Raw genomic sequence first — 22,593 nt, 5'->3', positions numbered from 1 at the left:
CCCTTGCCTCCTCACAAGCAGGGAGCCGGCGCGCGGCCAGAGTGCGATTGCGAATCGGTTGCGTCAAGTCGCCGCATTGCGGCAAGCGCTTCTAAAAACCGGATTTTCCGAAACGGCGGGTGCGAAACGATTATACCGCAGCGCGGCGGGAGCGCATAAGCAGCAGGAGGACGAGCACGAGGCTGATGCCGGTGATCGGCCAGAACATCAGGTTGATCGCCTGCCAGCCATAGGCGTTGAACACCTTGCCGGAGGAGAAGGAGGCGAGCGCCACCGCGCCGAAGAGGATGATGTCGTGGAAACCCTGCACCTTGTCGGCCTCGTGCGGCCGGTAGCTGGAGGCGACAATGGCCGTGGCCCCGATGAAGCCGAAGTTCCAGCCGACGCCGAGCAGGATGAGCGCACCCCAGAAATTCCAGAGCGCGATCCCCGCATGTGCGACGGTGGCGCATGCCATGAGGATGAGGAGGCCGGCTGCCACCACCTTCTCCGTGCCGAGCCGCTGGATCAGCATGCCGGTGAAGAAGCTCGGGCCGAACATGGCGAGCACATGCCACTGGATGCCGAGCGTCGCCATTTCCGGCGAGAAGCCGCAGCCGATGACCATGGCGAGCGGCGCGCCCGTCATCATGAAGGTCATCAGCGCATAGGAGGAGATGCCGCAGACCATGCCCGTCAGGAAACGCTGCGTCAGCACGATCTCTTTCAGCGGCCGCGCCACCTCGCCGCTCGCCGCGCCCGCCGCCTTGTGGTCGGGCAGGCGCAGCATGAGGAAGAGGACGATCGCCAGGCCGCAGAGCGGGGCCAGCGCCACGAAAGCGCCGGCAAAGAGCACCGGCTCGAACAGGTCCTTGGTGAGGATGACGACCTGCGGGCCGAGCACGGCGGAGATGACGCCGCCGGCAAGAATCCAGGAAATGGCGCGCGGCTTGTAGAAGGACGGCGACGCATCGGCCGCCGCGAAGCGGATCTTCTGCGCGAAACCGCTGGAAATGCCGACGAGCACGAAGCCGAGGGCGAAGAGCCAGAAATCGCCGCGGAACAGCGCGATGGCAGCGGTCAATCCGCCCGCCGCGCCCACCAGCGCGCCGACGATGAAGCCGTGGGCGCGCCCGAGCATGCGCGCGGCGATGGCGACGAAGACGGCGCCGAGCGCGACCCCGATGTTGAAGCCGGTCAGCGGGGCGGTCGCGAGCGACTTGTCCTCGCCGAGCAGATTGTAGCCGGCAAGGGCGCCGATGGAAAAGACGATCGGTCCCGAGGAGGCGAGCAACGCCTGCGCGAATGTCAGCAGGAACACGTTGCGGCGCGCGGCCGACAGTTCTCGTTCAAGACCCTCTACCGCGCCTGCGCTCATGTCCGATGCCGATCTACTTGCGTGTGTCCGCGCGAACCTGCTTGGCGATGCGGTCGAGCACCGCGTTCACCAGCTTCGGCTCCTCGTCCTCGAAGAACGCCTTGGCGATCTCGACATATTCCGTGACGATCACGGCGATGGGCACATCCTTGCGCTCGCGCAGCTCGAAGGTGCCGGCGCGCAGGATGGCGCGCACCGTCGAATCGAGGCGCGACAGCGCCCAGTCGTCCTGCAGCGCCGTACCGATCAGCGGATCGAGCTGGCGCTGGTCGCGCACGACGCCCGAGACGATGGAGCGGAACCAGGAGGCGTCCGCCTTGAGATAGGTGTCGCCGTCGAGTTCCTGGCCGAGACGGTGCGTCTCGTATTCGGCGACGATCTCGAGCACGCCCGTGCCGCCGACATCCATCTGGTAGAGCGCCTGCACGGCGGCAAGACGCGCCGCGCCGCGCTGGTTGGCCGGCTTCACCGGCTGCTGGTTCTTGTCGGTGGTCACTGTTCGCCGCCCAGTTTCTTCTTCAGGTCGATCATGGTCAGCGCCGCGCGGGCGGCAAAACCGCCCTTGTCGCCTTCCGAGCGGCGGGCGCGCGCCCAGCCCTGCTCGTCGTTCTCGACGGTCAGGATGCCGTTGCCGATTGGAAGGGCCTCGCTGACGGCAAGATCCATCAGCGCGCGGCACGATTCGTTGGCGACGATGTCGAAATGATAGGTCTCGCCGCGGATGACCATGCCGAGCGCAACGAAGCCGTCATACCAGGTGCCGGCGTTTTCCATGCCGTCGAGCGCCATGGAGATCGCCGCAGGGATTTCGAGCGCGCCCATGACGGTCACGATGTCGTAGGTCGCGCCGGCGGCGTCCAGCGCATGCTTGGCGCCGTCGAGCATCGCATCGGCCATGTCGTCGTAGAAACGGGCCTCGACGATGAGGAGATGAAGTTTATCGGTGTTGGCCATGAATCACCTGAAAATTGGAAGCAGGCCACGCAAATGCGGGCGGAAGCGGCGGTCAAACCATGCCCGGCGATGCTTGGCAAGCCCTTTCCCGCCCCGCTCCGCGATTTCGGCCTTCCGGCGCCTGCCTTGCGGCAGGAGCCGGGGGCGGCAATCCGGCGATCAGGCGGCAAGCGAGACGCGGTTACGGCCGTTGCGCTTGGACATGTAGAGCGCCTTGTCTGCATTGCTCAGCAGGGAGTCGAAGTTCGTGCAATGCTCTCCTCCGAAGGCGATGCCGGCGCTCACCGTGCAGGAGATGGAGCGGCGGCCGATGGGAATGAGCTGTGCCGCAAAATCTGCGCGGACCCGTTCGGCGACGTGCTGCGCGCGATCCGGCAGGGTGCGGTCGAGCACGACGACGAATTCCTCGCCGCCGAGGCGCGCGACGCTGGCCGCCGCGCCGCAGACGTTGCCGAGAATGTCGGCGAACACCTTCAGAACCACGTCGCCGGCCGCATGACCATGGTGGTCGTTGACCGACTTGAAATTATCGAGATCGAAGGCGATGGCCGCCCGGTGCGGGCCGACGGCCTCCTCGCCATGACGCGCGAAGAGGGCGCGGCGGTTGAGCAGGCCCGTCAGCGCGTCGGTGTTGGCCGCGCGCTGGTGATTGCCTGCCACGCGCCACTGGTTGAGCGCCAGCGACATGGCGCCGATGCCGGTGATACCGACGATCGCGACGACCAGATTGAGGTTTTCCGCCCAATTGTCCGGCGCATGCCCCATCACCCATTTCCCGTCGTGAATGAGCGCGGCCGCGCATAGCACGAAGGAGAACGCCGTCAGCAGGTAGAGGATGACCATGCCGGTCAGCGGCCGCGGCGCTTCCGACCGCCCGAGCCAATATTCCCGCGCCGTCGCGACCAGTGCGCCTGCGATCATGACATTGAGCATGATGAAGCCGATGCCGTCGTAGCCCGCGACCAGCCACGGCACGGACAGGAGCATCGAGGCCGCGAAGAGGAGGATCATGCGGCGGCGGGCGCTCCTTCCCGTGCGGAAACGGTAGGCCGCGCCGTAGATGAAGGCGAAGCCGAGGAACTGCAGCATGAAAGCAAGGCAGCCGATGCGAAAATCCGGATTGCTGAAGTAGATGCTGTAGACGGCCACGGCCGGCACGATGCAGCCGATACCGATGGACCAGGACAGCAGGAACCGCTCGACCCGCGACGACAGCCAGGAGGCGAACAGCGTTGCCGACAGGCAGAATCCGGACAAGGCAATCGCCAGAAGGAGCGTATTGTAGTCAGGCGTCATGCTTGCGCGGTCTCCGGGGTCCGATACGGCACCCTAGAAGCGGAGAAGTATCGATATCGTTACCTGACGCGCAGCGATGCTACATCTTGTTGTACCGTTACGTAACGCAGCCCGCCCTGTTACGCTTATGTCACGCCATCGCGCTTCATTTGCCCCTTCGAGCGAAGCCGCCGCCTCTCGGAATTGGAGGCAGAGACAAGGATGCGCGCAGCGTCCCGTCAGGTCTTGGGCGCGGGAAACTCCGCCAGCCGAGCGGCGTAGCGGGCCATGGTGTCTACTTCGAAATTGACGAAGTCGCCGGCCTTGCGCTCGCCCCAGGTCGTGACCTCCAGCGTGTGGCGGATGAGGAGCACGTCGAAGACCGCGCCGTCCACCGCATTGACGGTCAGCGAGGTGCCGTCGAGCGCGACGGAGCCTTTCGGAGCGACGAACCGCTCCAGCCCTTCCGGCGCGCGGATGCGGAAGCGCGTGGCGTCGCCTTCCGCCTCGACGGAGAGAATTTCAGCCTTGCCGTCGACATGGCCGGAAACGATATGGCCGCCGAGCTCGTCACCGATCTTCAGCGAACGCTCCAGATTGATGCGCGTGCCCGCCGTCCAGGAGCCGATCGTGGTCAACCGCAGCGCCTCCTCCCAAGCCTCGACCTCGAACCAGCGGGCGTTGGCGCCCTCTTCCGGCAGCGCGGTCACCGTGAGGCAGGTGCCGGAATGGGCGATGGAAGCCCCCATGTCGATGGTGGCGGGATCGTAGTTCGTGCGCACGCGCAGACGAACCCCTTCATTCATAGGCTCGATCTTCTCGACCGTTCCGATATCCGTGACAATGCCGGTAAACATCAATCGTCTCTTTCGTATTCCTGCAGGATATCCGCGCCATAGCGGGCCGCATGGCGCAGCGCAAATCCGGGCGGCATCCGCCCGGACATACATGGGGATGCGACCCCGTCCTTACCAATGGCGACCGCACCCGAAAACAGGAGAACGCGGTCGACGAGGCCGGCATCGAGGAAGGACTGCGCCGTTCGCGCGCCGCCCTCCACCAGCAGCGAGGAGATGCCGCGCGTGGCAAGCGCCGTGAGCAATGCATCCAGCTTGCGCGGATCGCAGATCAGCACCTCGACGCCGAGCGCCTCCAGCGCAGACTGGCGGGCGAGGAAGGCAGGATCGCCCTTGCCGTCCTTTTCCGCGACCGCGATGACAGGGACGCTTTGCGCCGTCCGTGCCAGCTTCGACCCCACCGGCAGCTCCAGCCGTGGATCGAGCACGATGCGCACCGGCGAGCGGGCTTCCAGGCCCGGCAGGCGGCAGGTCAGTTCCGGGTCGTCGGCGAGCGCCGTGCCGATGCCGACGAGGATCGCGTCCGTCTCGGCACGCAACACATGCACCTGTCCGCGCGAGACCGGCCCGGTAATCGCCACCTGCCCCTCACCCAACCGGCCGAGCATGCCATCGGCGGAAACGGCAAGTTTCAGAGTCACATAGGGCTGTCTCTTCGTCTGTCTAGCGAGGTAGGCCGCAAGCGCCTCCCGGCCCGCGTCCTCCAGAATGCCGGTCTCCACCGCGATGCCCGCATCCCGCAGCATCGCAAGCCCCCTGCCCGCCACGCGCTCATCCGGGTCCGTCACCGACACGACGACACGCGCGACGCCGGCGGCGATCAGCGCCTCGGAGCAAGGCGGCGTTCTGCCATGGTGGGAACAGGGTTCGAGCGTGACATAGGCCGTCGCGCCACGGGCAGCTTCGCCGGCTGCGGCAAGCGCCTGCGTTTCCGCGTGCGGCCGGCCGCCGGGCGCGGTCACGGCCGAGCCGGCGATCACGCCCTCCTTGACGATCAGGCAGGCGACGGAGGGATTGGTGGATGTCAGGCCAAGGTTGCGGCGGCAGAGGCGGATCGCCGCCGCCATGAAACGCTCGTCTTCCGCGCGGGAAGACATCTAGCCGTCGGCGCCCGGGTCCCGGGCGATCTTGGCAGCGACTTCGGCAAGAATCTTCTCGAAGTCGTCGACATGGGAGAAGTCGCGATAGACCGAGGCGTAACGCACGAAGCCCACATCATCGAGCGCCTTCAGCGCCTCAAGCACCTGAAGGCCGATCTCCTCGGAAGCGATTTCCGTCTCGCCGGAGCTTTCCAGCCGTCGGACGATCCCTGAGACCGCGCGTTCGATCCGGTCCCGGTCGACGGGCCGCTTGCGAAGCGCGATCTCGAAGGATTTCAGGAGCTTGTCGCGGTCGAAGGGGGCCTTGCGGCCCGTCTTCTTGACGACCATCAACTCACGGAGCTGCACCCGTTCGAAGGTCGTGAAACGACCGCCGCAATCCGGGCAGATGCGCCGGCGGCGAATGGCGGCCCCGTCCTCTGCGGGACGGGAATCCTTCACCTGCGAATCTTCCGAACTGCAATAGGGGCAGCGCATGAACTCTCCTGTTTCTACGCAGCTCCGGACGGAAAACCGCGCGACACTTTTCCTGAACCTGCTGTCCTTACAGGTAAGGGTACATCGGGAAACGGTCCGTCAGCGCGACGACCTTCTCCCGAACGGCGGCTTCGACGCCTGCATTGCCTTCGTCGGAATTGGCGACCTTCAGGCCGTCGAGGACCTCGACGATCAGGTTGCCGATTTCCTTGAACTCGGCTTCCTTGAAGCCGCGGGTCGTGCCGGCCGGCGTGCCGAGGCGAACGCCGGAGGTGACGAAGGGCTTTTCAGGGTCGAACGGGATGCCGTTCTTGTTGCAGGTGACATAGGCGCGGCCGAGGGCGGCTTCCGCGCGCTTGCCGGTCGCGTTCTTCTTGCGAAGGTCGACGAGCATCAGGTGGTTGTCGGTACCACCCGAGACAATGTCGAGACCGCCGGCCTTCAGCGTCTCGGCGAGCGCCTTGGCGTTCTTGACGATCTGCGCGGCATAGTCCTTGAATTCCGGCTGCAGCGCCTCGCCGAAGGCAACGGCCTTGGCGGCGATGATGTGCATGAGCGGGCCGCCCTGCAGGCCCGGGAAGACGGCCGAGTTGATCTTCTTGGCGATATCCTCGTCGTTCGTCAGCACGACGCCGCCGCGCGGGCCGCGGAGCGACTTGTGCGTGGTGGTGGTCGCGACGTGGCAATGCGGGAACGGCGACGGATGCTGGCCACCGGCGACGAGGCCGGCGATATGCGCCATGTCGACCATGAGATACGCGCCGACTTCATCGGCGATCTCGCGGAAGCGCTTCCAGTCCCAGATGCGGGAATAGGCGGTGCCGCCGGCGATGATGAGCTTCGGCTTGTTCTTGCGTGCCTTCTCGGCCACATCGTCCATGTCGAGCAGGTGATCGCCTTCGCGCACGCCGTAGGAAACGACGTTGAACCACTTGCCGGACATGTTGACCGGCGAACCGTGCGTCAGGTGCCCGCCCGAATTGAGGTCGAGACCCATGAAGGTGTCGCCCGGCTGCAGCAGCGCAAGGAAGACGGCCTGGTTCATCTGCGAGCCGGAATTCGGCTGGACGTTGGCGAAGTTGACGCCGAACAGCTTCTTGGCGCGCTCGATGGCCAGTTCTTCGGCGATGTCGACGAACTGGCAGCCACCGTAGTAGCGCTTGCCCGGATAGCCTTCGGCATACTTGTTCGTCATGATCGAGCCCTGGGCTTCGAGCACGGCGCGCGAGACGATGTTCTCCGAGGCGATCAGTTCGATCTCATGGCGCTGGCGACCGAGTTCCTTCTGGATCGAGCCGAAAATCTCCGGATCGGTATCGGCAAGGGAACGCGTGAAGAAAACTTCGGTGGCGGAAGACTGGCTCATCCTCGAGGCTCCTTAAGGGTGGGTGGCACGGTGTTTATCGTCCTCGCATGGCAAGGGCAATATCCGCTCCACGGTTTGCGCCATTTCCACGCGCCTTGTGAAATAAAAACGACATGCGCCCTTCACTCGCAAGGAAGGTCTAAGCGGCCTCGTCGTTCTTCCTCGACACCGGCGCAAGGCCGATGCCCAGCGCATGCATGATCTTCATGACGGTGGCGAATTCCGGGTTTCCTTCGCCGCTCAGAGCCTTGTAGAGCGCCGGGCGGCTCATGCCCACATCGCGGGCGAGCTGCGCCATGTTCCGCGCCCGCGCGACGATGCCCAGGCAATGGGCGATATGCGCCGCATCGCCTTGCAAGAACGCCACCCTGAGGAATTCGACGATCTCCTCCTCGCTGTCGAGACTGTGCGCCAGATCGAAGGGCCTGAATGTGATCTTCTCTTCCATTGTCATTCCTTCCATTCCCGCGCGATGCGCCTCGCTTCCTCGATATCCCGGGCCTGGCTTCCCTTATGCCCGCCGCACAGGAGAACGACGACGACAGACCCGCTACGCATGAAGTAAACGCGATAGCCCGGGCCGTAATCGACACGAAGCTCGCTGACGCCCTCACCAACGGACTTGGCATCTCCGAAATGTCCCTGCTCCAGCCGCGCGAGCCGCTGGCGAATGCGAGCGCTGGCTCGATAGTCCCGCAGGCCACCGAACCATTTTTCGAACTTGCTGCTCGCAACCAGCGTGAACATTGAAAATATGTACCCCATAGAGGACACACCTTCAAGCGACTGCCCATCACATCTGCGTCGGAATCAAAAAAAGCCGCCCCTTCTGGAGAAGGAGCGGCCTTTCACATCGGGCAAATCGCCTTATTGCGGCAGCAGGTCGCTGTCGACGGTCTGGCCGCCTTCCTGGTTGTAGCCGGTCTGGAGCGCGAGTTCCGTGGCGCCGTCCATCTGGTAGATGTCGTCGCGGAACTGCACGACGCGGTCGCGCGCCGACCAGGCCGAAATGTAGACGAAATAGACCGGGACCTCGACAGCCAGCCTGATCGGCGTGTTGACGCGGGTGTCGATGACCCTCTCGATGTCCTGACGCGACCAGCCGGGCGTGTCGCGCAGCAGCCAGGTGATCAGGTCGCGCACGTTCTGCACGCGCACGCAGCCGGACGATTCGAAACGCATCAGCTTGTTGAACAGGCCCTGCTGGGGCGTGTCGTGCATGTATTCGTTGTTCGGGTTGTGGAAGTTGATCTTCGTCGAGGACATGGCGTTGATCTTGCCCGGGTCCTGGCGGAACATCAGGTTCGGCGCCTTCTCGGCGTTCCAGTCGATCGTTTCCGGCGCCACTTCCTGGCCCTTGCCGTCGATCAGGCGAATGTTGTTGCGCTTCAGATAGGTCGGATCCGTGCGCATCAGCGGCACGATGTCCTTTTCGACGATCGAACGCGGCGCGGTCCAGTAAGGATTGAGCGTGACGTCGTAGATCTTGGAATTGAGGATGTGCGTCGGACGGCTCAGGCGACCGACAACGGCGACGTGGCGCGATGCCACGCGGCCATTCTCCACCGCCTCGATATAGGCGGCCGGGATGTTGACCATCACGTAGCGCTGGCCGAGATCGCCCGACATGGCCTGCAGGCGCACGAGGTTCGTGTTGAGCTGGTTGAGGCGCGTCGTGGCCGGCACGTTCATGGCCTTCTGCGTGTATTCGCCGATCACGCCGTCCTGCGGCAGGCCGTGACGGGCCTGGAAGCGCTTCACAGCGCCGTCGACGTAGGAATCGAAGGCGTTGGAGATGCCGGCTTCACGCTGCAGGTCGCCGGAAATCATCAGGCGCTGGCGCAACGACTGCACGCCGGGATCGGCCACGCCGAGCTGCAGCTTCTGCGACGAGGAGACGTTCGGCCAGCCGCCGGCGGAGACGATCTGCTGGTAATCGGAGATTGCCTGCTGGATGTTCGAGACGGCGCCGGAGCCGAGAATCGGATTGTTCGAGGTGACGGCGTCCGCACTGCGCGACGCCTTGGCGTCGAACTGGTCGTCCCAGTTGCCGCGGCGCGGCGCGTTGAGAACGTCGTCCATCGCCGTCTGGGCGAGCGTCGGGCCGGCAACGGCGGCAGCGCCGAGGGTTGCGGCGGAACGCAGGAATGCGCGGCGCGAGAACACATCAAATCCGGTTTTGCGAGACATCAATCCTACCATCTCCTGAAACGCCGTTCAAAGCGGCGGGTGCGCCTGGGCACGAGACCCAAGGTCCATACCCGATGCAGCTATCACGAACAGGGTTAACAAACGCAAACCGGCCCTGCCGCCCGCGCATACTTAAGCCCATCGTCCGGGTGTCACAGCAATATGGCCAATTCGTGTCTCGGGGGCCTTCGGGCATGGCGAGCGCCCTGCACGAAAACGTGAAAAGCCGGACGCGCAGGGAACGCGGCCGGCTTTCGGAGGAGGTCGGAAACGGCGCCCGGATTAGAGGCGATAGAGGATCGAGTCGTTCCAGAAGCGGTCGAGGCGCTGCAGGAGCTTGTTCATCTGGTTGAACTCACCTTCGCCGATGCCGCCGACCTTCTGGATCGAGCCGATATGGCGCTCATAGAGCCCGGCGACGGTCTCGGCGATCTCCTGGCCGCTTTCCGTCAGGCTGATGCGGACGGAACGGCGGTCGATGCGCGAGCGCTGGTGGTTGATGAAGCCGAGGTCGACCAGCTTCTTGACGTTGTAGGAGACGTTCGAGCCGAGATAGTAGCCACGCGAACGAAGCTCACCGGCGGTCAGTTCCGAGTTGCCGATGTTGAAGAGGAGAAGCGCCTGGACGGCGTTGACGTCGGAGCGGCCGGCGCGGTCGAACTCGTCCTTGATGACGTCGAGCAGGCGGCGGTGAAGGCGTTCGACGAGGTGAAGGGATTCGAGATAGAGGTTACGGATCGCGTCTTCCTGCGGATCGACGGCGGGAACCTGCTGCTGCTTGATCTTGGTGTTCATTGTTACTGCCTCACTGTTTTGTTTGGCGGTGTGGTTTGTTTTCCCGCCTTGAGTGAGAACCTAACGAATGCATCTAAAATTCTACTTAAACCGCAGCCTTAACAGCGCCTTACCGGAAGGCGACCCTGTCTCACGGTGAATCAGTTCTTACCGCTCGCGCCTGCCGGCGGCGCTGGATGAAGAGCGCGAGGCGGAAAAGAACGAAGAGCGCGGCGACGGCAAGGTGCATCAGGACCAGCAACCGGTTGATGCCGAAAATGGACGGATAGAGCTCGTGCATGGCGATCTCGGTCGCCGCCGCGATAAGCCAGATCACCCGTCCCCAGGACACCAGAAGCCATAGTCCCACCGCCGCGACGGGAAAGAGCACGGCAAGCGCCGTGGCGGCTGCCTTCCAGGCCGGCGGCAGCAGGTCGAAGCGCCCCTTGCCCTCGATGGAAAGGCCGGTCAGCATCGCCCAGTATTGCACGGCGAACCAAAGCGCGGCGACCGCCACCAGCCGCAGGAACAGCATGAACAGCGTTTCGGTCAGGCTTGGCCTCGGGCCTTTGGCAGAATCAGCAACCATCCGCGGACAGTAAGGGCAAGGCCGGCCGGCATAAAGCCCGCAACGCCATGTCATGCACGGCCATATGCCGCAGCGTGGCCTCCGCCACGCGATTTGATTGGCCCGGCCGGCGTGATATGGAGGCGGAAAACGCATCCAAGCGAGGAAACGGCATCATGAACATCGTTGACGAGATCACCGGCGGCCGACGCATGCGGCGCAACCGCAAGGCCGACTGGACCCGCCGGCTCGTGCAGGAAAACCGCCTGACGGTCGACGATCTCATCTGGCCGGTCTTCGTCGTGCCCGGCACCAATATCGTCGATCCGGTCGCCGCCATGCCCGGCGTCAACCGCATGAGCGTGGACAAGCTCGTCGAAGCGGCGAAGGAAGCGGCCGATCTCGGCATCCCGGCCATCGCCACCTTCCCCAATGTCGAGATGCACCTGCGCGACGAGACCGGCTCGAACAGCCTGGAAAGCGACAACCTCATCAACGCGGCGACGCGCGCCATCAAGAAGGCCGTGCCGAATATCGGCGTCATCACCGACGTCGCGCTCGATCCCTTCACCAGCCACGGCCATGACGGCGTTCTGCGCGGCGAGGTCATCGCCAACGACGAGACGGTGGAACTGGTGGCGCGGGCCGCCGTCATCCAGGCCGATGCCGGCTCCGACATCATCGCGCCGTCCGAGATGATGGACGGGCGTATCGGCGCGATCCGCCGCGCGCTCGATGCGAGCGGACACCAGAATGTCGGCATCATGTCCTATGCCACCAAGTTTGCCTCCGCCTTCTACGGTCCCTATCGCGACGCCATCGGCACCGGCGGCCTGCTGAAGGGCGACAAGAAGACCTATTACATCGACCCGGCCAACGGCACCGAGGCGATGCGCGACGCCGCGCTCGACGTCGAGGAAGGCGCGGACATGCTGATGGTCAAGCCCGGCCTTCCCTATCTCGACATCTGTTGGCGCATGAAGGAAGCCTTCGGCCTGCCGGTCTTCGCCTACCAGGTCTCGGGCGAATACAGCCAGATCAAGGCCGCCGCGATGAACGGCTGGATCGACGGCGAGCGCGTGATGCTGGAAACCCTGCTGGCCTTCAAGCGCGCCGGCTGCGACGGCATCCTCACCTATTTCGCGATGGACGTGGCGCGGCATCTGGCCCGCAGGGGCTGAACGCCCCCGAGGCTAGAATACGGTCCGCGACAGGGCGAACGGCATCCCGATGATCACACCCATCGCGATAGGGTGGATTTTCGATTCCCCCTTTCCCGGCAACGGGTTTGCCGCAACCTCGGCCAGGCTGGCGAAGTAGAGGCTGCAAAGCATGAACATGCCGGCATGCCAGAACGCGCCGGTGATCGCAGGAACCAGCGCAAATCCGAAAAGAGCGGAAGCAGCCACCGAAGCGAAACCGACGGCTCTATTCGCCACATCGGTCACACTATCCCGTAGCCATGCCATTCCGCGCCCGTTGCCGCGCCACGCCAGAATCAGCCTTGCGGTCCATAGGAACAGGATCGAGACGACCGTGGAATGGAAGGCGACATGTTCCAGCAGCAGGATTTCGCCCCAGTTCGCCCTGTTGAAGTGGTAGGCGACAATCTGAAGGATGGACGCCAATACGCCGAAGGGCACGAAGTAAGGCGCATTCCTGCGAAAATCGCCACTCACAAGGATCCACGGATTGTTTTCCGACAGTCGCATGATTGTCTCCCTTTCTTTCGAATTTGCAGGTCGGGAGATTCACGCCTCCCCTCGCCCATCCTATCACCGCCACGCCCCGGGGGGCGCCTGTGGGCCGGAGCTGTTGTTTTCCCCCAGGGACGTCCCCATATGAACTCCATGTTCCATTCGGGAGACAGGCAGATGAGCGCTGATTTCAACGAAACGCGGGTTCCGACGACGGACTGGCAGGCCTATCGCGGCGTGCTGTCACGGCGGATCTTCGCGTTCCTGATCGACTACGCGATCATCGCGCTGCTCTGGATTCCGGCCGCCGTCGTGGTCTTCTTCCTCGGCATCCTGACCTTCGGTCTCGGCTTCTTCCTCTATCCGGCGCTCTTCGCCATCGTCGCCATGCTCTATTTCGGCCTGACGATGGGTGGGCCGAGCCAGGCGAGCGCCGGCATGAACGTGATGGGCCTCGCGCTTGCCCGCGTGGACGGCCGGCCGGTCGATTTCCTGACGGCGATCGTGCATCTCGTGCTGTTCTGGATCGGCAACGCGCTGCTGACGCCCTTCATCGTGCTCGTCGGCCTCTTCACCGACCGCGGTCGCCTGCTGCACGATCTTCTGCTCGGCACCGTGATGGTTCGGCGCGACCGCTACTGAGAAGCGCCGAAACCTGCGGCGCGCCAGTTGACCTTTTCCCGAACTAGGCCAATCCTACCGGCTTGGAAATGTCACACAGCGACGGAGTCGCTTCACGGCTGATGAATACGCAGGCAACATCCTCTCCGCAGTTCTATCTCACCGCGCCGGCGGCTTGCCCCTACCTGCCGCAGGAGATGGAGAGGAAGGTGTTTACGCATCTGGTGGGCGAGCGCGCTCCGGAACTCAACGATCTCCTGACGCAGGGCGGTTTCCGCCGCTCGCAGAACATCGCCTATCGCCCGGCCTGCGAGACCTGCCGCGCCTGCATCTCGGTCCGTATCCTCGTCAACGAATTCGAGCCACGACGCACCATGCGCCGGGTGCTGGCGGACAATGCCGACCTCGTTTCCCGCGAGTATCCGGCAGAGCCGTCCAGCGAGCAATATTCGCTGTTCCGCCACTATCTCGACGCCCGCCACCAGAAGGGCGGCATGTCGGACATGTCCGTGCTCGACTATGCGATGATGGTGGAGGACACCCACGTCCACACCAAGGTCATCGAATATCGCGTGCGTGAGGAAGGCGCGGGCCTCCGGGAGCGCCCGCAGGGCGAACTCGTCGCCGTCGCGCTCACCGACCGCATGGGCGACGGGCTTTCCATGGTCTATTCCTTCTACAATCCGGACCTTTCCCGCCGCTCGCTCGGCACGTTCATGATCCTCGACCATATCCGCCGCGCCCAACAGCTCGGCCTGCCGCACGTTTATCTCGGCTACTGGGTCAAGGGATCGCGAAAAATGGACTATAAAACGAAGTTTTTGCCGCAAGAGCACCTGATGCAACGCGGCTGGGAACGCTATGATGGCGAAAACCCCGAGAAATAAGCCCGAATCGGTTCCGACGTGCCCCCAGCCAGCGATCCCGCCCTTCACCGCAAGGGCCTCCTCATAACCGCCATCGGCGGCCTGTCCCTCTCCTTCGATATTCCGCTGATCCGCCTGTCCGACGGCGAGGTCTGGTCGGTGCTGGCGACGCGCAGCATCGCGACCTTCGTGGTCGCCCTGCTGGCATGGTCCGTCGTCCGCTTCGCGCTCGGTAGGCGCATGGCGCTGATCCCCGGCCCTATCGGCCTGCTGATCGGCGTTCTCTACGGCATCAACTCGCTGACCTTCATGCTGGCGGTGTTCAACACCTCCACGGCGAATGTCGTGTTCATCCTCGCCTTCACATCGATGTTCGCCGCGATCCTCTCCTGGATCTTCCTCGGCGAGCGCCCCTCGAACGCGACCCTTCTCACCATGGGAGCGATGGTCGCGGGCGTGGCGCTGATCGTGCATGACGGCCTGGAAAGCGGCAATTTCTTCGGCGACGCCATGGCGGCCTGCTCCGCCTTCCTGCTCGCCTCGGCCATCACGCTCAGCCGTCACACGCGTCTGGACATGGGCTTCGTGCCCCTCGTCACCGCCATCTTCCCCGGCATTGCCGCGCTGCTCCTGCTGCCGGAGGCCGGCTTCCAGGTCGCCCATCCGGGCTTCATCCTGTTCAACGGCCTCATCATGATCCCCCTCGCGTTCTTCTGCCTGGCGACGGGGCCTCGCTTCCTCTCCGCCCCGGAAGTCGGCATGTTCTACCTCTTGGAAACGGTGCTCGCCCCCATCTGGGTCTGGATCGTCTTCTCCGAGACACCCACCAACCAGACCCTCATCGGCGGCTCGATCCTCATCCTCGCGCTGCTCGCCCATTCGATCTGGCAGATGCGCTCGAAGGCCCGCGCGGCGAGGGATGACGATACGGCAGCGGAGTTTCCGTTCACGGGGTAACGCGGTATACTTCCCAAAAGCAGGTGCCGAGGACAGAAACGATGACGCAAAGCGAAGCCCCCCAGCCACCGCCGCCTAGCGATGAAGATCTCGAACGGCCACTGAAGGCCGCTCGCATCATAATGGAAAAATACGAGGGCGTACTTCGCGAACTTGCGAAGCACTGACGCGCTTCCTGCGCGACGTCAGCGTCCCCTATTCCCGCTGATCAGCCGCTGAACCTGCCGCTTCTCGGGAAACCCTTCGGCACGGTGCGGCCGGCGGTGGCGCGGTCGCCGAGCCATTCGGCCAGTTCTTCCTTCGAGCGAACGAAGTTGCGGCCGGCGCTGTCATCCCAGGTGAGGCCATCCGCGATGGCGAAGCAGCGGATGTCGGAGATGCCGCCATCCTTGTAGCGCTGCAGGCGCACGCCCTTGCCGCGCGACATTTCCGGGAGCTGCACGAGCGGGAAGACCAGCATCTTGCGGTTCTCGCCGACGACGGCGACATGGTCGCCGCGCACCGGCACGACGAGCTTGGCCTCGTCCGGCATGCCGACATTCATCACCTGCTTGCCCTTGCGGGTATTGGCGACCATCTCGGTTTCCGAAACGACGAAGCCGTTGCCGGCCTGCGAGGCGACGATGACCTTGCGCGACGCGTCGTGCACGAAGGCGGTCAGGACGTCCTGATCGTTCTCCATGTCGACCATGATGCGCAGCGGCTCGCCGTGTCCACGGCCGCCAGGCAGCTTGTCGGCGCCAAGGGTGTAGACCTTGCCACCCGTCGTGACGATCAGCACCTTGTCCGTCGTCTGCGCCGGGAAGGCCACCTTCAATGCGTCGCCCTCCTTGAACTGGAGGCCGGACGTGTCGGCGATATGGCCCTTCAACGCGCGGATCCAGCCCTTCTCCGAGATGACGACCGTGACCGGCTCCTTCTCGATCATGGCCTGCTGGATGGCCTCGACATCGGCTTGCGGGGCGCTGGCGAACTGCGTGCGGCGGCGGCCGATCTCGGTCGCCTTGGCGAATTTCTTGCGGACCTCGCCGATTTCCCAGGCGACGGTCTGCCATTGCTTCTCGTCGGAGGCGAGCAGCGCCTCGATTTCCGCCTTCTCCTTCGACAGATTGTCGAACTCTGTGCGGATCTCGAACTCCTCCAGCTTGCGCAGGGAGCGCAGGCGCATGTTGAGGATCGCCTCGGCCTGCACGTCCGTCAGCGAGAAGGTCTCCATCAGGGAGATCTTCGGCTCGTCCTCCTCGCGGATGATGCGGATCACCTCATCGAGGTTGAGATAGGCGACGAGATAGCCGCCGAGGATTTCGAGGCGTCGGTCGATGGCGGCGAGGCGATGGCGCGAACGGCGCTGGAGCACCTCGCGCCGGTGCGCCAGCCACTCGACCAGCACGTCCTTGAGGCCCATGACCTTCGGCACGCGCCCCATCGAGAGCACGTTCATGTTGAGCGGAATGCGGCTTTCCAGCTCGGAGAGCTTGAAGAGCGATTCCATCAGGATCGTCGGATCGACGGTGCGGCTCTTCGGCACCAGCACGATGCGTACGTCCTCGGCCGATTCGTCGCGGATATCCTCGAGCAGCGGCAGCTTGCGGGCGAGCAGCAGTTCGGCGATCTTCTCGATCAGGCGCGACTTTTGCACCTGATAGGGAATCTCCGTGACGACGATCTGGTAGCCGCCGCGACCGAGGTCTTCCGTCTCCCATTTCGAGCGCACGCGGAAACCACCGCGACCCGTCTTGTAGGCCTCGATGATGCTTTCACGGCTGTCGATGATGATGCCGCCGGTCGGCAGGTCCGGACCCTGCACGAACTCGACCAGCTTCTCCACATCCGCATCGGGGTTACGGATGAGATGGAGCGCGGCGTCGCAAAGCTCATGGGCGTTGTGCGAGGGAATGGAGGTCGCCATGCCGACGGCGATGCCGGAGGAGCCATTGGCCAAAAGGTTCGGGAAGGCGCCCGGCAGGACGATCGGTTCCTCGTCTTCCTCGTTGTAGGTCGGGCGGAAATCGACGGCGTCCTGGTCGATGCCTTCGAGCAGCAGCGTCGCGACCTCGGTCATGCGCGCTTCGGTGTATCGGTAGGCGGCGGCGTTGTCGCCGTCGATATTGCCGAAATTGCCCTGCCCGTCGACGATGGGATAGCGCTGCGAGAAATCCTGCGCGAGGCGCACCAGCGCGTCGTAGACCGACTGGTCGCCGTGCGGGTGGAACTTACCGATGACGTCGCCGACGATACGCGCGCATTTCTTGAACGAGGAGTTGGACTTGAGACCCATCTCGCTCATGGCGTGGATGATGCGGCGGTGGACCGGCTTCAGGCCGTCGCGGACATCCGGCAGCGCGCGCTGGGTGATGGTCGACAGCGCATAGGCAAGGTAGCGCTCTTCCAGCGCCGCCTTGAGGTCGACCGGCAGGATGTTGTCGTCTCCGCCATCCGGCGGCAAAGTGTTTTGTCCCATCCCTCTTGACTAGCCGCTCGGCCGATTCGCGGCAAGGAATCCGGGCGATCCGGCTGTGGATAGCGCTTTGTGACGTTTCTTTGAAATCTCCCGTCCGAAACGGAGAATCCCGTGGAAACTCTCTGCGGCATGAATATATTTGCCGCGCCGCCCGTATAGGAGCGGTAACGGCAAGGCAGCCGTCCAAGAAATCCAGAAAGAGAGCCTATTCATGATGCGCACCTCCCATTTCCGCGCCCTCCTCGCCGGCGCAGCGCTCGCCACCCTGGCAAGCCCCGCCTTCGCACTCGATGGCGCGGATCTGCTGACGAAGCTGAATGCGACCTATGCCACCAGCGGCGTATCCATCACCTCTTCCAACGTCGAGGCCGACGGCTCCACCGTCACGCTGGAAGGCGTGGAAGCGAAGGCCGCGGGCGCCGAAGCCCCGTTCAAGCTCGGCACGATCACCATGGAAGGCGTCGAGGAAGACGGCGAAGGCGGCTACACGATCGAGACCGTTTCCTTCGAGGACATCAACGTCACCGAAGCGGAAACGACGATCACGGCCCAGGACCTCGCCATTAGCGGCGTCACCATTCCCGGCACGATCGTTCCCGGCACGCTCGAATCGCTGCTGATGTACGAATCGGCATCCGCCGGCCCGGTCAGCGTCAGCAGCAAGGGCAAGGAAGTCTTCTCCATGTCCGGCGCGGAAACGAACATCACCCGCATGGATGGCGACGCCGGCCTCGAATTCGACGCGACCCTGTCCGACCTCAAGGCGGACCTCAGCTCCGTCGAGGACCCGAAGGCCAAGGAAACCATGGACAAGCTCGGCATCCACTCGCTGGATGGCAAGGTCTCCATGTCCGGCAGCTGGGAACTGGCGAGCGGCAAGCTGGCCGTCGACGAATATGCCTTCGACTTCAAGGATATCGGCCGCCTGAACATCACGCTGGCCTTCTCGGGCTACACGCTCGACTTCATGAAGAACCTGCAGGAAGCCCTGAAGACCGCCGAAGCCAACCCGAACAAGGAAGAAGCCAACGCCGCCATGGGCATGGCCATGATGGGCCTCGTCCAGCAGCTCACCTTCAACAACGCCTCGATCTCCTTCGACGACGCCTCCATCACCAAGAAGCTGCTCGACTATGCCGGCGGTGAACAGGGTGTGACGGGCGAGCAGATGGCGCAGTCGCTGAAGGGTCTCGTTCCGATCATGATCGCGCAGCTCAACATGCCCGACCTGCAGAACCAGATCTCGGCCGCCGTCAACACCTTCCTCGACGACCCGAAGAACCTGAAGATCAGCGCCGAGCCGAAGGAGCCGGTGCCGTTCCCGATGATCATGGGCGCCGCCATGGGCGCGCCGCAGACCATCCCGCAGGTCCTTGGCGTCACCGTCACGGCGAACCAGTAAGCCGTTCGACCGTTCGAGATTGGAAAGCCCGGAGCGTCGCTCCGGGCTTTTTCTTTTGTGTGGGAGTGGCCTCACGCCGCCTGTGCCCTCCCCGACCAGTCCACGCGGCGGGTCGCGTACATGGTGGTCGCGATCGAGACGAAGGAGATGAGCGCGCCGGCGAGCAGCGCATATTCGTCCTCGCGCAGTACGAGATACATGACGCCGTAGGCGGACAGCAGGACGATGCCGAGCGCGATGCCATTCCGCCGGCTTCCCGTGGCCGATCCGAGATAGGCGGCGATCAGGATCGTCGTTGCCAGTGCAGCCATGGCATAGGCAATGGCGAAGCCGGTATGCTCCGCAAGCGCCAGCAGCAGCACGTAGAAGACGATGAGCGCGAGGCCCGTCAGCACGTACTGGATCCAGTGCACCATGCGCCCGCCCTTCAACTCCACGACGAAGACGGCGAGGAAGACCAGCGAGATGAAGCCGATGGAGTATTTCAGCGTGCGCGAGACCACCTGGTAGAACTGCACGGGCTCCACGAGATTGATGCTCATCATGCTGTTCGACAGCGGCAGCGCCGAGCCGGCGGCGACGCGGTCGATACCACGAGCCAGGTAAGGGATCGTCCACTTCGCGGCGAAGTCGGAGGCCATGATCGTTTTCTCTTCCGGCAGGAAAAGTCCCTCGAAACCGGGATGCGGCCAGTTCGCCTTTGCGGAGAAGGTCGTCGTCTGCCCGGCGGGCGCGACCGCGAAGCTGCGCGAGCCGTTGAGCGACATGGCGATCTCGAAGGTGAAACCTTTTTCGATCAGCGCGCGCTCGATCGGCCGGTGCACGCCGGCACTCGTCTGCGGCGTGGCGTAGCCGTCGCCGCCGACGACCGTCATCGCGGAAATCTGCCGCATGCCCGGATCGAAGGGCCGGACCGCGCCGTTGTCGATCTTCACGCCGGCATCGGAGCGGATGCCAGTGATGTCGTTGATGTTGAGCACGAGCACGGCGCGGTCGAGCTGCGGCGTGCCGGGGAATTGCGAGAGGTCCTGCAACATGCTGGCGCCAAAACGGCCCTTCAGCGTCAGCGCGCCGTTATAGACCGGCAGCGTATAGATCGAGAGCCGGCGCTCCTCCGTCTTGAGGTCCGCCGTCACGTCAAGCGTTTCCGGCATGACCAGCGCCCATTCCGTCACCTGCTCGACAATGGTTCGCCCGTCGACCTCGCGGCTGCGCTGCACGTCGAAGGGCACCGCTATGTAGGGGCCGTTGATCGCCTGCGCGCCGCCCCAGCCATTGGCGATGCGGTTCGACACTTCCGTCGCCCGCTGGGCGCGCTCCTCGGTCAGGCCCCAGACGAGGAGCAGCGGCACGAGGAGCGCCACGGAGATAATGCCGATCATGATGAACTTGACGCCCGGCGAGCGCAGCAGCGTCGCTACGTTTCCGCGCTGTTCGGGATGGGGAAATGGTCGGGATGAAGTCGGAACGGGGTCGTCGGATTCCGTCACAGTCATGGATAGTCCCTCCAGTCTTTGAATCGCCAGTTTAAGGCGAGTTCACGCTAGGGGGACATTTCGACCGATTATGCGCGGAATTGGGATCGCCCGGCGGCGAATTCGCGGCATTGTGGCGTCTCTTCACGCAAAAAGGGGCCGGCGTTTCCGCCGGCCCCTTTTTCCAAAACTGCCGAAAGGCTCAGTCCTTCTTGGACGGAACGACGCGCAGCGCCAGTTCCCGAAGCTGCGTCGGCGTTGCCGGCGACGGAGCGTTCATCAGGAGGTCCTGCGCCTGCTGGTTCATCGGGAACAGCGAGATTTCGCGCAGGTTCTTCGCGCCGACGAGCAGCATGACGACACGGTCGATGCCGAAGGCGCAGCCGCCGTGCGGCGGGGCGCCGTACTGGAAGGCACGGTAGAGGCCGCCGAAGCGCTCTTCCACGTCGCCCTGCGAGAGGCCGACCTTCTCGAAGGCCTTGACCATCAGTTCCGGCGACTGGTTACGGATCGAGCCCGAGGCGATCTCGAAGCCGTTGCAGACGGCGTCGTACTGGTAGGCCTTGAGTTCCAGCGGATCCTTGCTGTCGAAGGCTTCGAGGCCGCCCTGCGGCATGGAGAAGGGGTTGTGCGCGAAGTCGATCTTCTTTTCGTCTTCGTTGTATTCGTAGAACGGGAAGTCGACGATCCAGCACATTTCGAAGCGGTCGCGATCGACGAGGTTCAGTTCCTCGCCGGCGCGGGTACGGGCTTCGCCTGCGAACTTGTAGAACTTGGCCGGGTCGCCGGCGACGAAGAAGCAGGCGTCGCCGTCATCGAGGCCGAGCTGCGTGCGGATGGCTTCCGTGCGCTCCTCGCCGATGTTCTTGGCGAGCGGGCCTGCGCCCTCCAGCTTGTCGGCTTCCTTGCGCCAGAAGATGTAGCCGAGGCCGGGCTGGCCGGTCGACTGCGCCCAGGCGTTCATGCGGTCGCAGAAAGCGCGGCTGCCGCCGGTCTTGGCCGGGATCGCCCAGACTTCGACCTTCGGGTTCGACGCGATCATGTTCGCGAAGACCTTGAAGCCGGAGCCGGCGAAATGCTCGGTGACGGCCTGCATGACGATGGGGTTGCGCAGGTCCGGCTTGTCGGAGCCGTATTTGCGGATCGCTTCATCGTAAGGAATACGCGGCCACTCCTTCGTGACGGGCTTGCCTTCGGCAAACTCCTCGAAGACGGCCGTCATCATCGGCTCCATCGTCTGCCAGACGTCTTCCTGCGTGACGAAGCTCATCTCGACGTCGAGCTGGTAGAATTCGCCCGGCAGGCGGTCGGCGCGCGGGTCTTCGTCGCGGAAGCACGGCGCGATCTGGAAGTAGCGGTCGAAACCGGCGACCATCAGCAGCTGCTTGTACTGCTGCGGGGCCTGCGGCAAGGCGAAGAACTTGCCCTCATGGATGCGCGACGGCACGAGGAAGTCGCGCGCGCCCTCAGGCGAGGAGGCCGTGAGGATCGGCGTCGTGTATTCGGCAAAGCCGGCATCGCCCATGCCCTTGCGCATGGCGGAGATGATCTGCGTGCGCTTGACGATGTTTCTGTGCAGCGTCTCGCGGCGCAGGTCGATGAAGCGGTACTTGAGGCGGACGTCTTCCGGATATTCCGGCTCGCCGAAGACCGGCAGCGGCAGTTCCTTGGCGGCCGACAGGACTTCGATGTCCTGCGCGTAAAGCTCGATCTCGCCGGTCGGCATACCCTTGTTGACCGTATCCTCAGTGCGCGCCTTGACGAGGCCGTCGATGCGGATCACCCATTCGCCGCGCACCGTCTCGGCCTTCTTGAAGGCAGGGGAATCGGGGTCGGCGACGACCTGCGTGATGCCGTAATGGTCGCGCAGGTCGATGAAGAGCACGCCGCCGTGATCTCGAACGCGGTGGACCCAGCCGGAAAGACGAACGGTCTGGCCGACATCGGACTTGCGGAGAGCGGCGCAGGTGTGGCTGCGGTAACGGTGCATCGTGGTATCCTGAAATGCTGACAGGCCGCGCGGGAAGGTCCCGGCGCAGCTACCCAAGAAAATCGCGCGGAAAAGCGCATGGTGGCGGCCGTTTGTCAAGGCTTGGCGGGCGAGCGCCTTGGTGCCCGCCCCTCATCCGGCCTGCCGGCCACCTTCTCCCCGCAAGCGGGGCGAAGGGGATATGCCGCCCTCTTTTCCCCAAGCAA

22 protein-coding genes are annotated in these 22,593 nt (G+C 64.1%); 5 read left to right on the top strand and 17 right to left on the bottom strand.

Annotation, left to right across the window (positions count from 1 at the left end; translation table 11 throughout):
- Positions 1–130: 130 nt before the first annotated feature.
- From MOE34_RS06320 to MOE34_RS06260, 13 genes are all read right to left on the bottom strand, one after another.
- Positions 131–1,357: an MFS transporter gene (locus MOE34_RS06320; RefSeq protein ID WP_242221992.1), complete on the bottom strand. Its 1,227-nt coding sequence runs from the start codon at positions 1,355–1,357 to the stop codon at positions 131–133.
- Positions 1,358–1,370: 13 nt separating this feature from the next.
- Positions 1,371–1,853: a transcription antitermination factor NusB gene (gene nusB, locus MOE34_RS06315; protein ID WP_242221991.1), complete on the bottom strand. Its 483-nt coding sequence runs from the start codon at positions 1,851–1,853 to the stop codon at positions 1,371–1,373.
- Positions 1,850–2,311 carry a 6,7-dimethyl-8-ribityllumazine synthase gene (gene ribH / locus MOE34_RS06310; protein ID WP_242221989.1) on the bottom strand — a complete coding sequence of 154 codons (462 nt, stop codon included), beginning with the start codon at positions 2,309–2,311 and terminating at the stop codon, positions 1,850–1,852. The genes nusB and ribH overlap by 4 nt, the downstream gene beginning before the upstream one ends.
- Before the next feature lie 159 nt (positions 2,312–2,470).
- Positions 2,471–3,607: a GGDEF domain-containing protein gene (locus MOE34_RS06305; RefSeq protein ID WP_242221987.1), complete on the bottom strand. Its 1,137-nt coding sequence runs from the start codon at positions 3,605–3,607 to the stop codon at positions 2,471–2,473.
- 218 nt (positions 3,608–3,825) lie between these two features.
- On the bottom strand, positions 3,826–4,443 hold the full coding sequence (locus MOE34_RS06300) for a riboflavin synthase (RefSeq protein ID WP_242221985.1): 618 nt from the start codon (positions 4,441–4,443) through the stop codon (positions 3,826–3,828).
- Positions 4,443–5,540 carry a bifunctional diaminohydroxyphosphoribosylaminopyrimidine deaminase/5-amino-6-(5-phosphoribosylamino)uracil reductase RibD gene (gene ribD, locus MOE34_RS06295; protein ID WP_242221983.1) on the bottom strand — a complete coding sequence of 366 codons (1,098 nt, stop codon included), beginning with the start codon at positions 5,538–5,540 and terminating at the stop codon, positions 4,443–4,445. Before ribD ends, MOE34_RS06300 begins: the two co-directional genes overlap by 1 nt.
- On the bottom strand, positions 5,541–6,020 hold the full coding sequence (gene nrdR / locus MOE34_RS06290) for a transcriptional regulator NrdR (protein WP_160784876.1): 480 nt from the start codon (positions 6,018–6,020) through the stop codon (positions 5,541–5,543).
- 67 nt (positions 6,021–6,087) lie between these two features.
- Positions 6,088–7,386: a serine hydroxymethyltransferase gene (glyA, locus tag MOE34_RS06285; RefSeq protein WP_160784877.1), complete on the bottom strand. Its 1,299-nt coding sequence runs from the start codon at positions 7,384–7,386 to the stop codon at positions 6,088–6,090.
- Between the two features lie 139 nt (positions 7,387–7,525).
- A complete protein-coding gene (locus MOE34_RS06280; RefSeq protein ID WP_431522417.1) occupies positions 7,526–7,834 on the bottom strand; it encodes an addiction module antidote protein in 309 nt (102 codons plus the stop codon).
- Positions 7,835–7,836: 2 nt separating this feature from the next.
- Positions 7,837–8,133: a type II toxin-antitoxin system RelE/ParE family toxin gene (locus MOE34_RS06275; protein WP_242221980.1), complete on the bottom strand. Its 297-nt coding sequence runs from the start codon at positions 8,131–8,133 to the stop codon at positions 7,837–7,839.
- Between the two features lie 120 nt (positions 8,134–8,253).
- Complete coding sequence (locus tag MOE34_RS06270) at positions 8,254–9,576, bottom strand: L,D-transpeptidase family protein (protein ID WP_242221978.1); 1,323 nt, start codon at positions 9,574–9,576, stop codon at positions 8,254–8,256.
- Between the two features lie 282 nt (positions 9,577–9,858).
- Entirely contained in the window at positions 9,859–10,371 is a 513-nt protein-coding gene (gene ldtR, locus MOE34_RS06265; protein WP_242221975.1) for a transcriptional regulator LdtR, read from the bottom strand.
- Positions 10,372–10,501: 130 nt separating this feature from the next.
- The gene (locus tag MOE34_RS06260; RefSeq protein WP_242221973.1) at positions 10,502–10,885 is read right to left on the bottom strand and encodes a DUF6163 family protein; all 384 of its coding nucleotides are present in this window, start codon (positions 10,883–10,885) and stop codon (positions 10,502–10,504) included.
- A 209-nt stretch (positions 10,886–11,094) separates the two neighbouring features.
- Between MOE34_RS06260 and hemB the strand changes: the two genes are divergently transcribed.
- Positions 11,095–12,099, top strand: a complete 1,005-nt coding sequence (gene hemB / locus MOE34_RS06255) for a porphobilinogen synthase (RefSeq protein WP_242221971.1) — start codon at positions 11,095–11,097, stop codon at positions 12,097–12,099.
- 12 nt (positions 12,100–12,111) lie between these two features.
- Here the strand turns inward: hemB and MOE34_RS06250 are convergent, their stop codons facing one another.
- On the bottom strand, positions 12,112–12,630 hold the full coding sequence (locus MOE34_RS06250; protein WP_242221967.1) for a hypothetical protein: 519 nt from the start codon (positions 12,628–12,630) through the stop codon (positions 12,112–12,114).
- A 162-nt stretch (positions 12,631–12,792) separates the two neighbouring features.
- Between MOE34_RS06250 and MOE34_RS06245 the strand changes: the two genes are divergently transcribed.
- The 3 genes from MOE34_RS06245 to MOE34_RS06235 all read left to right on the top strand — a co-directional run bounded on the left by MOE34_RS06245 (position 12,793) and on the right by MOE34_RS06235 (position 15,059).
- Entirely contained in the window at positions 12,793–13,257 is a 465-nt protein-coding gene (locus tag MOE34_RS06245) for an RDD family protein (RefSeq protein WP_242221964.1), read from the top strand.
- A 101-nt stretch (positions 13,258–13,358) separates the two neighbouring features.
- The gene (locus tag MOE34_RS06240) at positions 13,359–14,123 is read left to right on the top strand and encodes an arginyltransferase (protein ID WP_242221963.1); all 765 of its coding nucleotides are present in this window, start codon (positions 13,359–13,361) and stop codon (positions 14,121–14,123) included.
- An 18-nt stretch (positions 14,124–14,141) separates the two neighbouring features.
- Positions 14,142–15,059 (top strand): DMT family transporter, encoded by a 918-nt coding sequence (locus MOE34_RS06235; protein WP_242221961.1) that lies wholly within the window; start codon positions 14,142–14,144, stop codon positions 15,057–15,059.
- A gap of 208 nt (positions 15,060–15,267) precedes the next feature.
- Here the strand turns inward: MOE34_RS06235 and parC are convergent, their stop codons facing one another.
- A complete protein-coding gene (gene parC, locus MOE34_RS06230) occupies positions 15,268–17,520 on the bottom strand; it encodes a DNA topoisomerase IV subunit A (protein ID WP_242221959.1) in 2,253 nt (750 codons plus the stop codon).
- 211 nt (positions 17,521–17,731) lie between these two features.
- Here parC and MOE34_RS06225 point away from each other — a divergent pair, with 211 nt between their 5' ends.
- A complete protein-coding gene (locus tag MOE34_RS06225) occupies positions 17,732–18,922 on the top strand; it encodes a hypothetical protein (protein WP_242221956.1) in 1,191 nt (396 codons plus the stop codon).
- A gap of 71 nt (positions 18,923–18,993) precedes the next feature.
- On the opposite strand, the gene creD is transcribed toward MOE34_RS06225, so the two are convergent.
- A complete protein-coding gene (gene creD, locus MOE34_RS06220; RefSeq protein ID WP_242221955.1) occupies positions 18,994–20,418 on the bottom strand; it encodes a cell envelope integrity protein CreD in 1,425 nt (474 codons plus the stop codon).
- A gap of 181 nt (positions 20,419–20,599) precedes the next feature.
- A complete protein-coding gene (gene aspS / locus MOE34_RS06215) occupies positions 20,600–22,387 on the bottom strand; it encodes an aspartate--tRNA ligase (protein ID WP_242221952.1) in 1,788 nt (595 codons plus the stop codon).
- Between the last annotated feature and the right edge of the window lie 206 nt (positions 22,388–22,593).

The sequence above is a fragment of the Shinella zoogloeoides genome (genome assembly GCF_022682305.1).
Lineage (GTDB): Bacteria > Pseudomonadota > Alphaproteobacteria > Rhizobiales > Rhizobiaceae > Shinella > Shinella zoogloeoides_B.
This window is presented reverse-complemented; position numbering and strand designations above follow the sequence as displayed.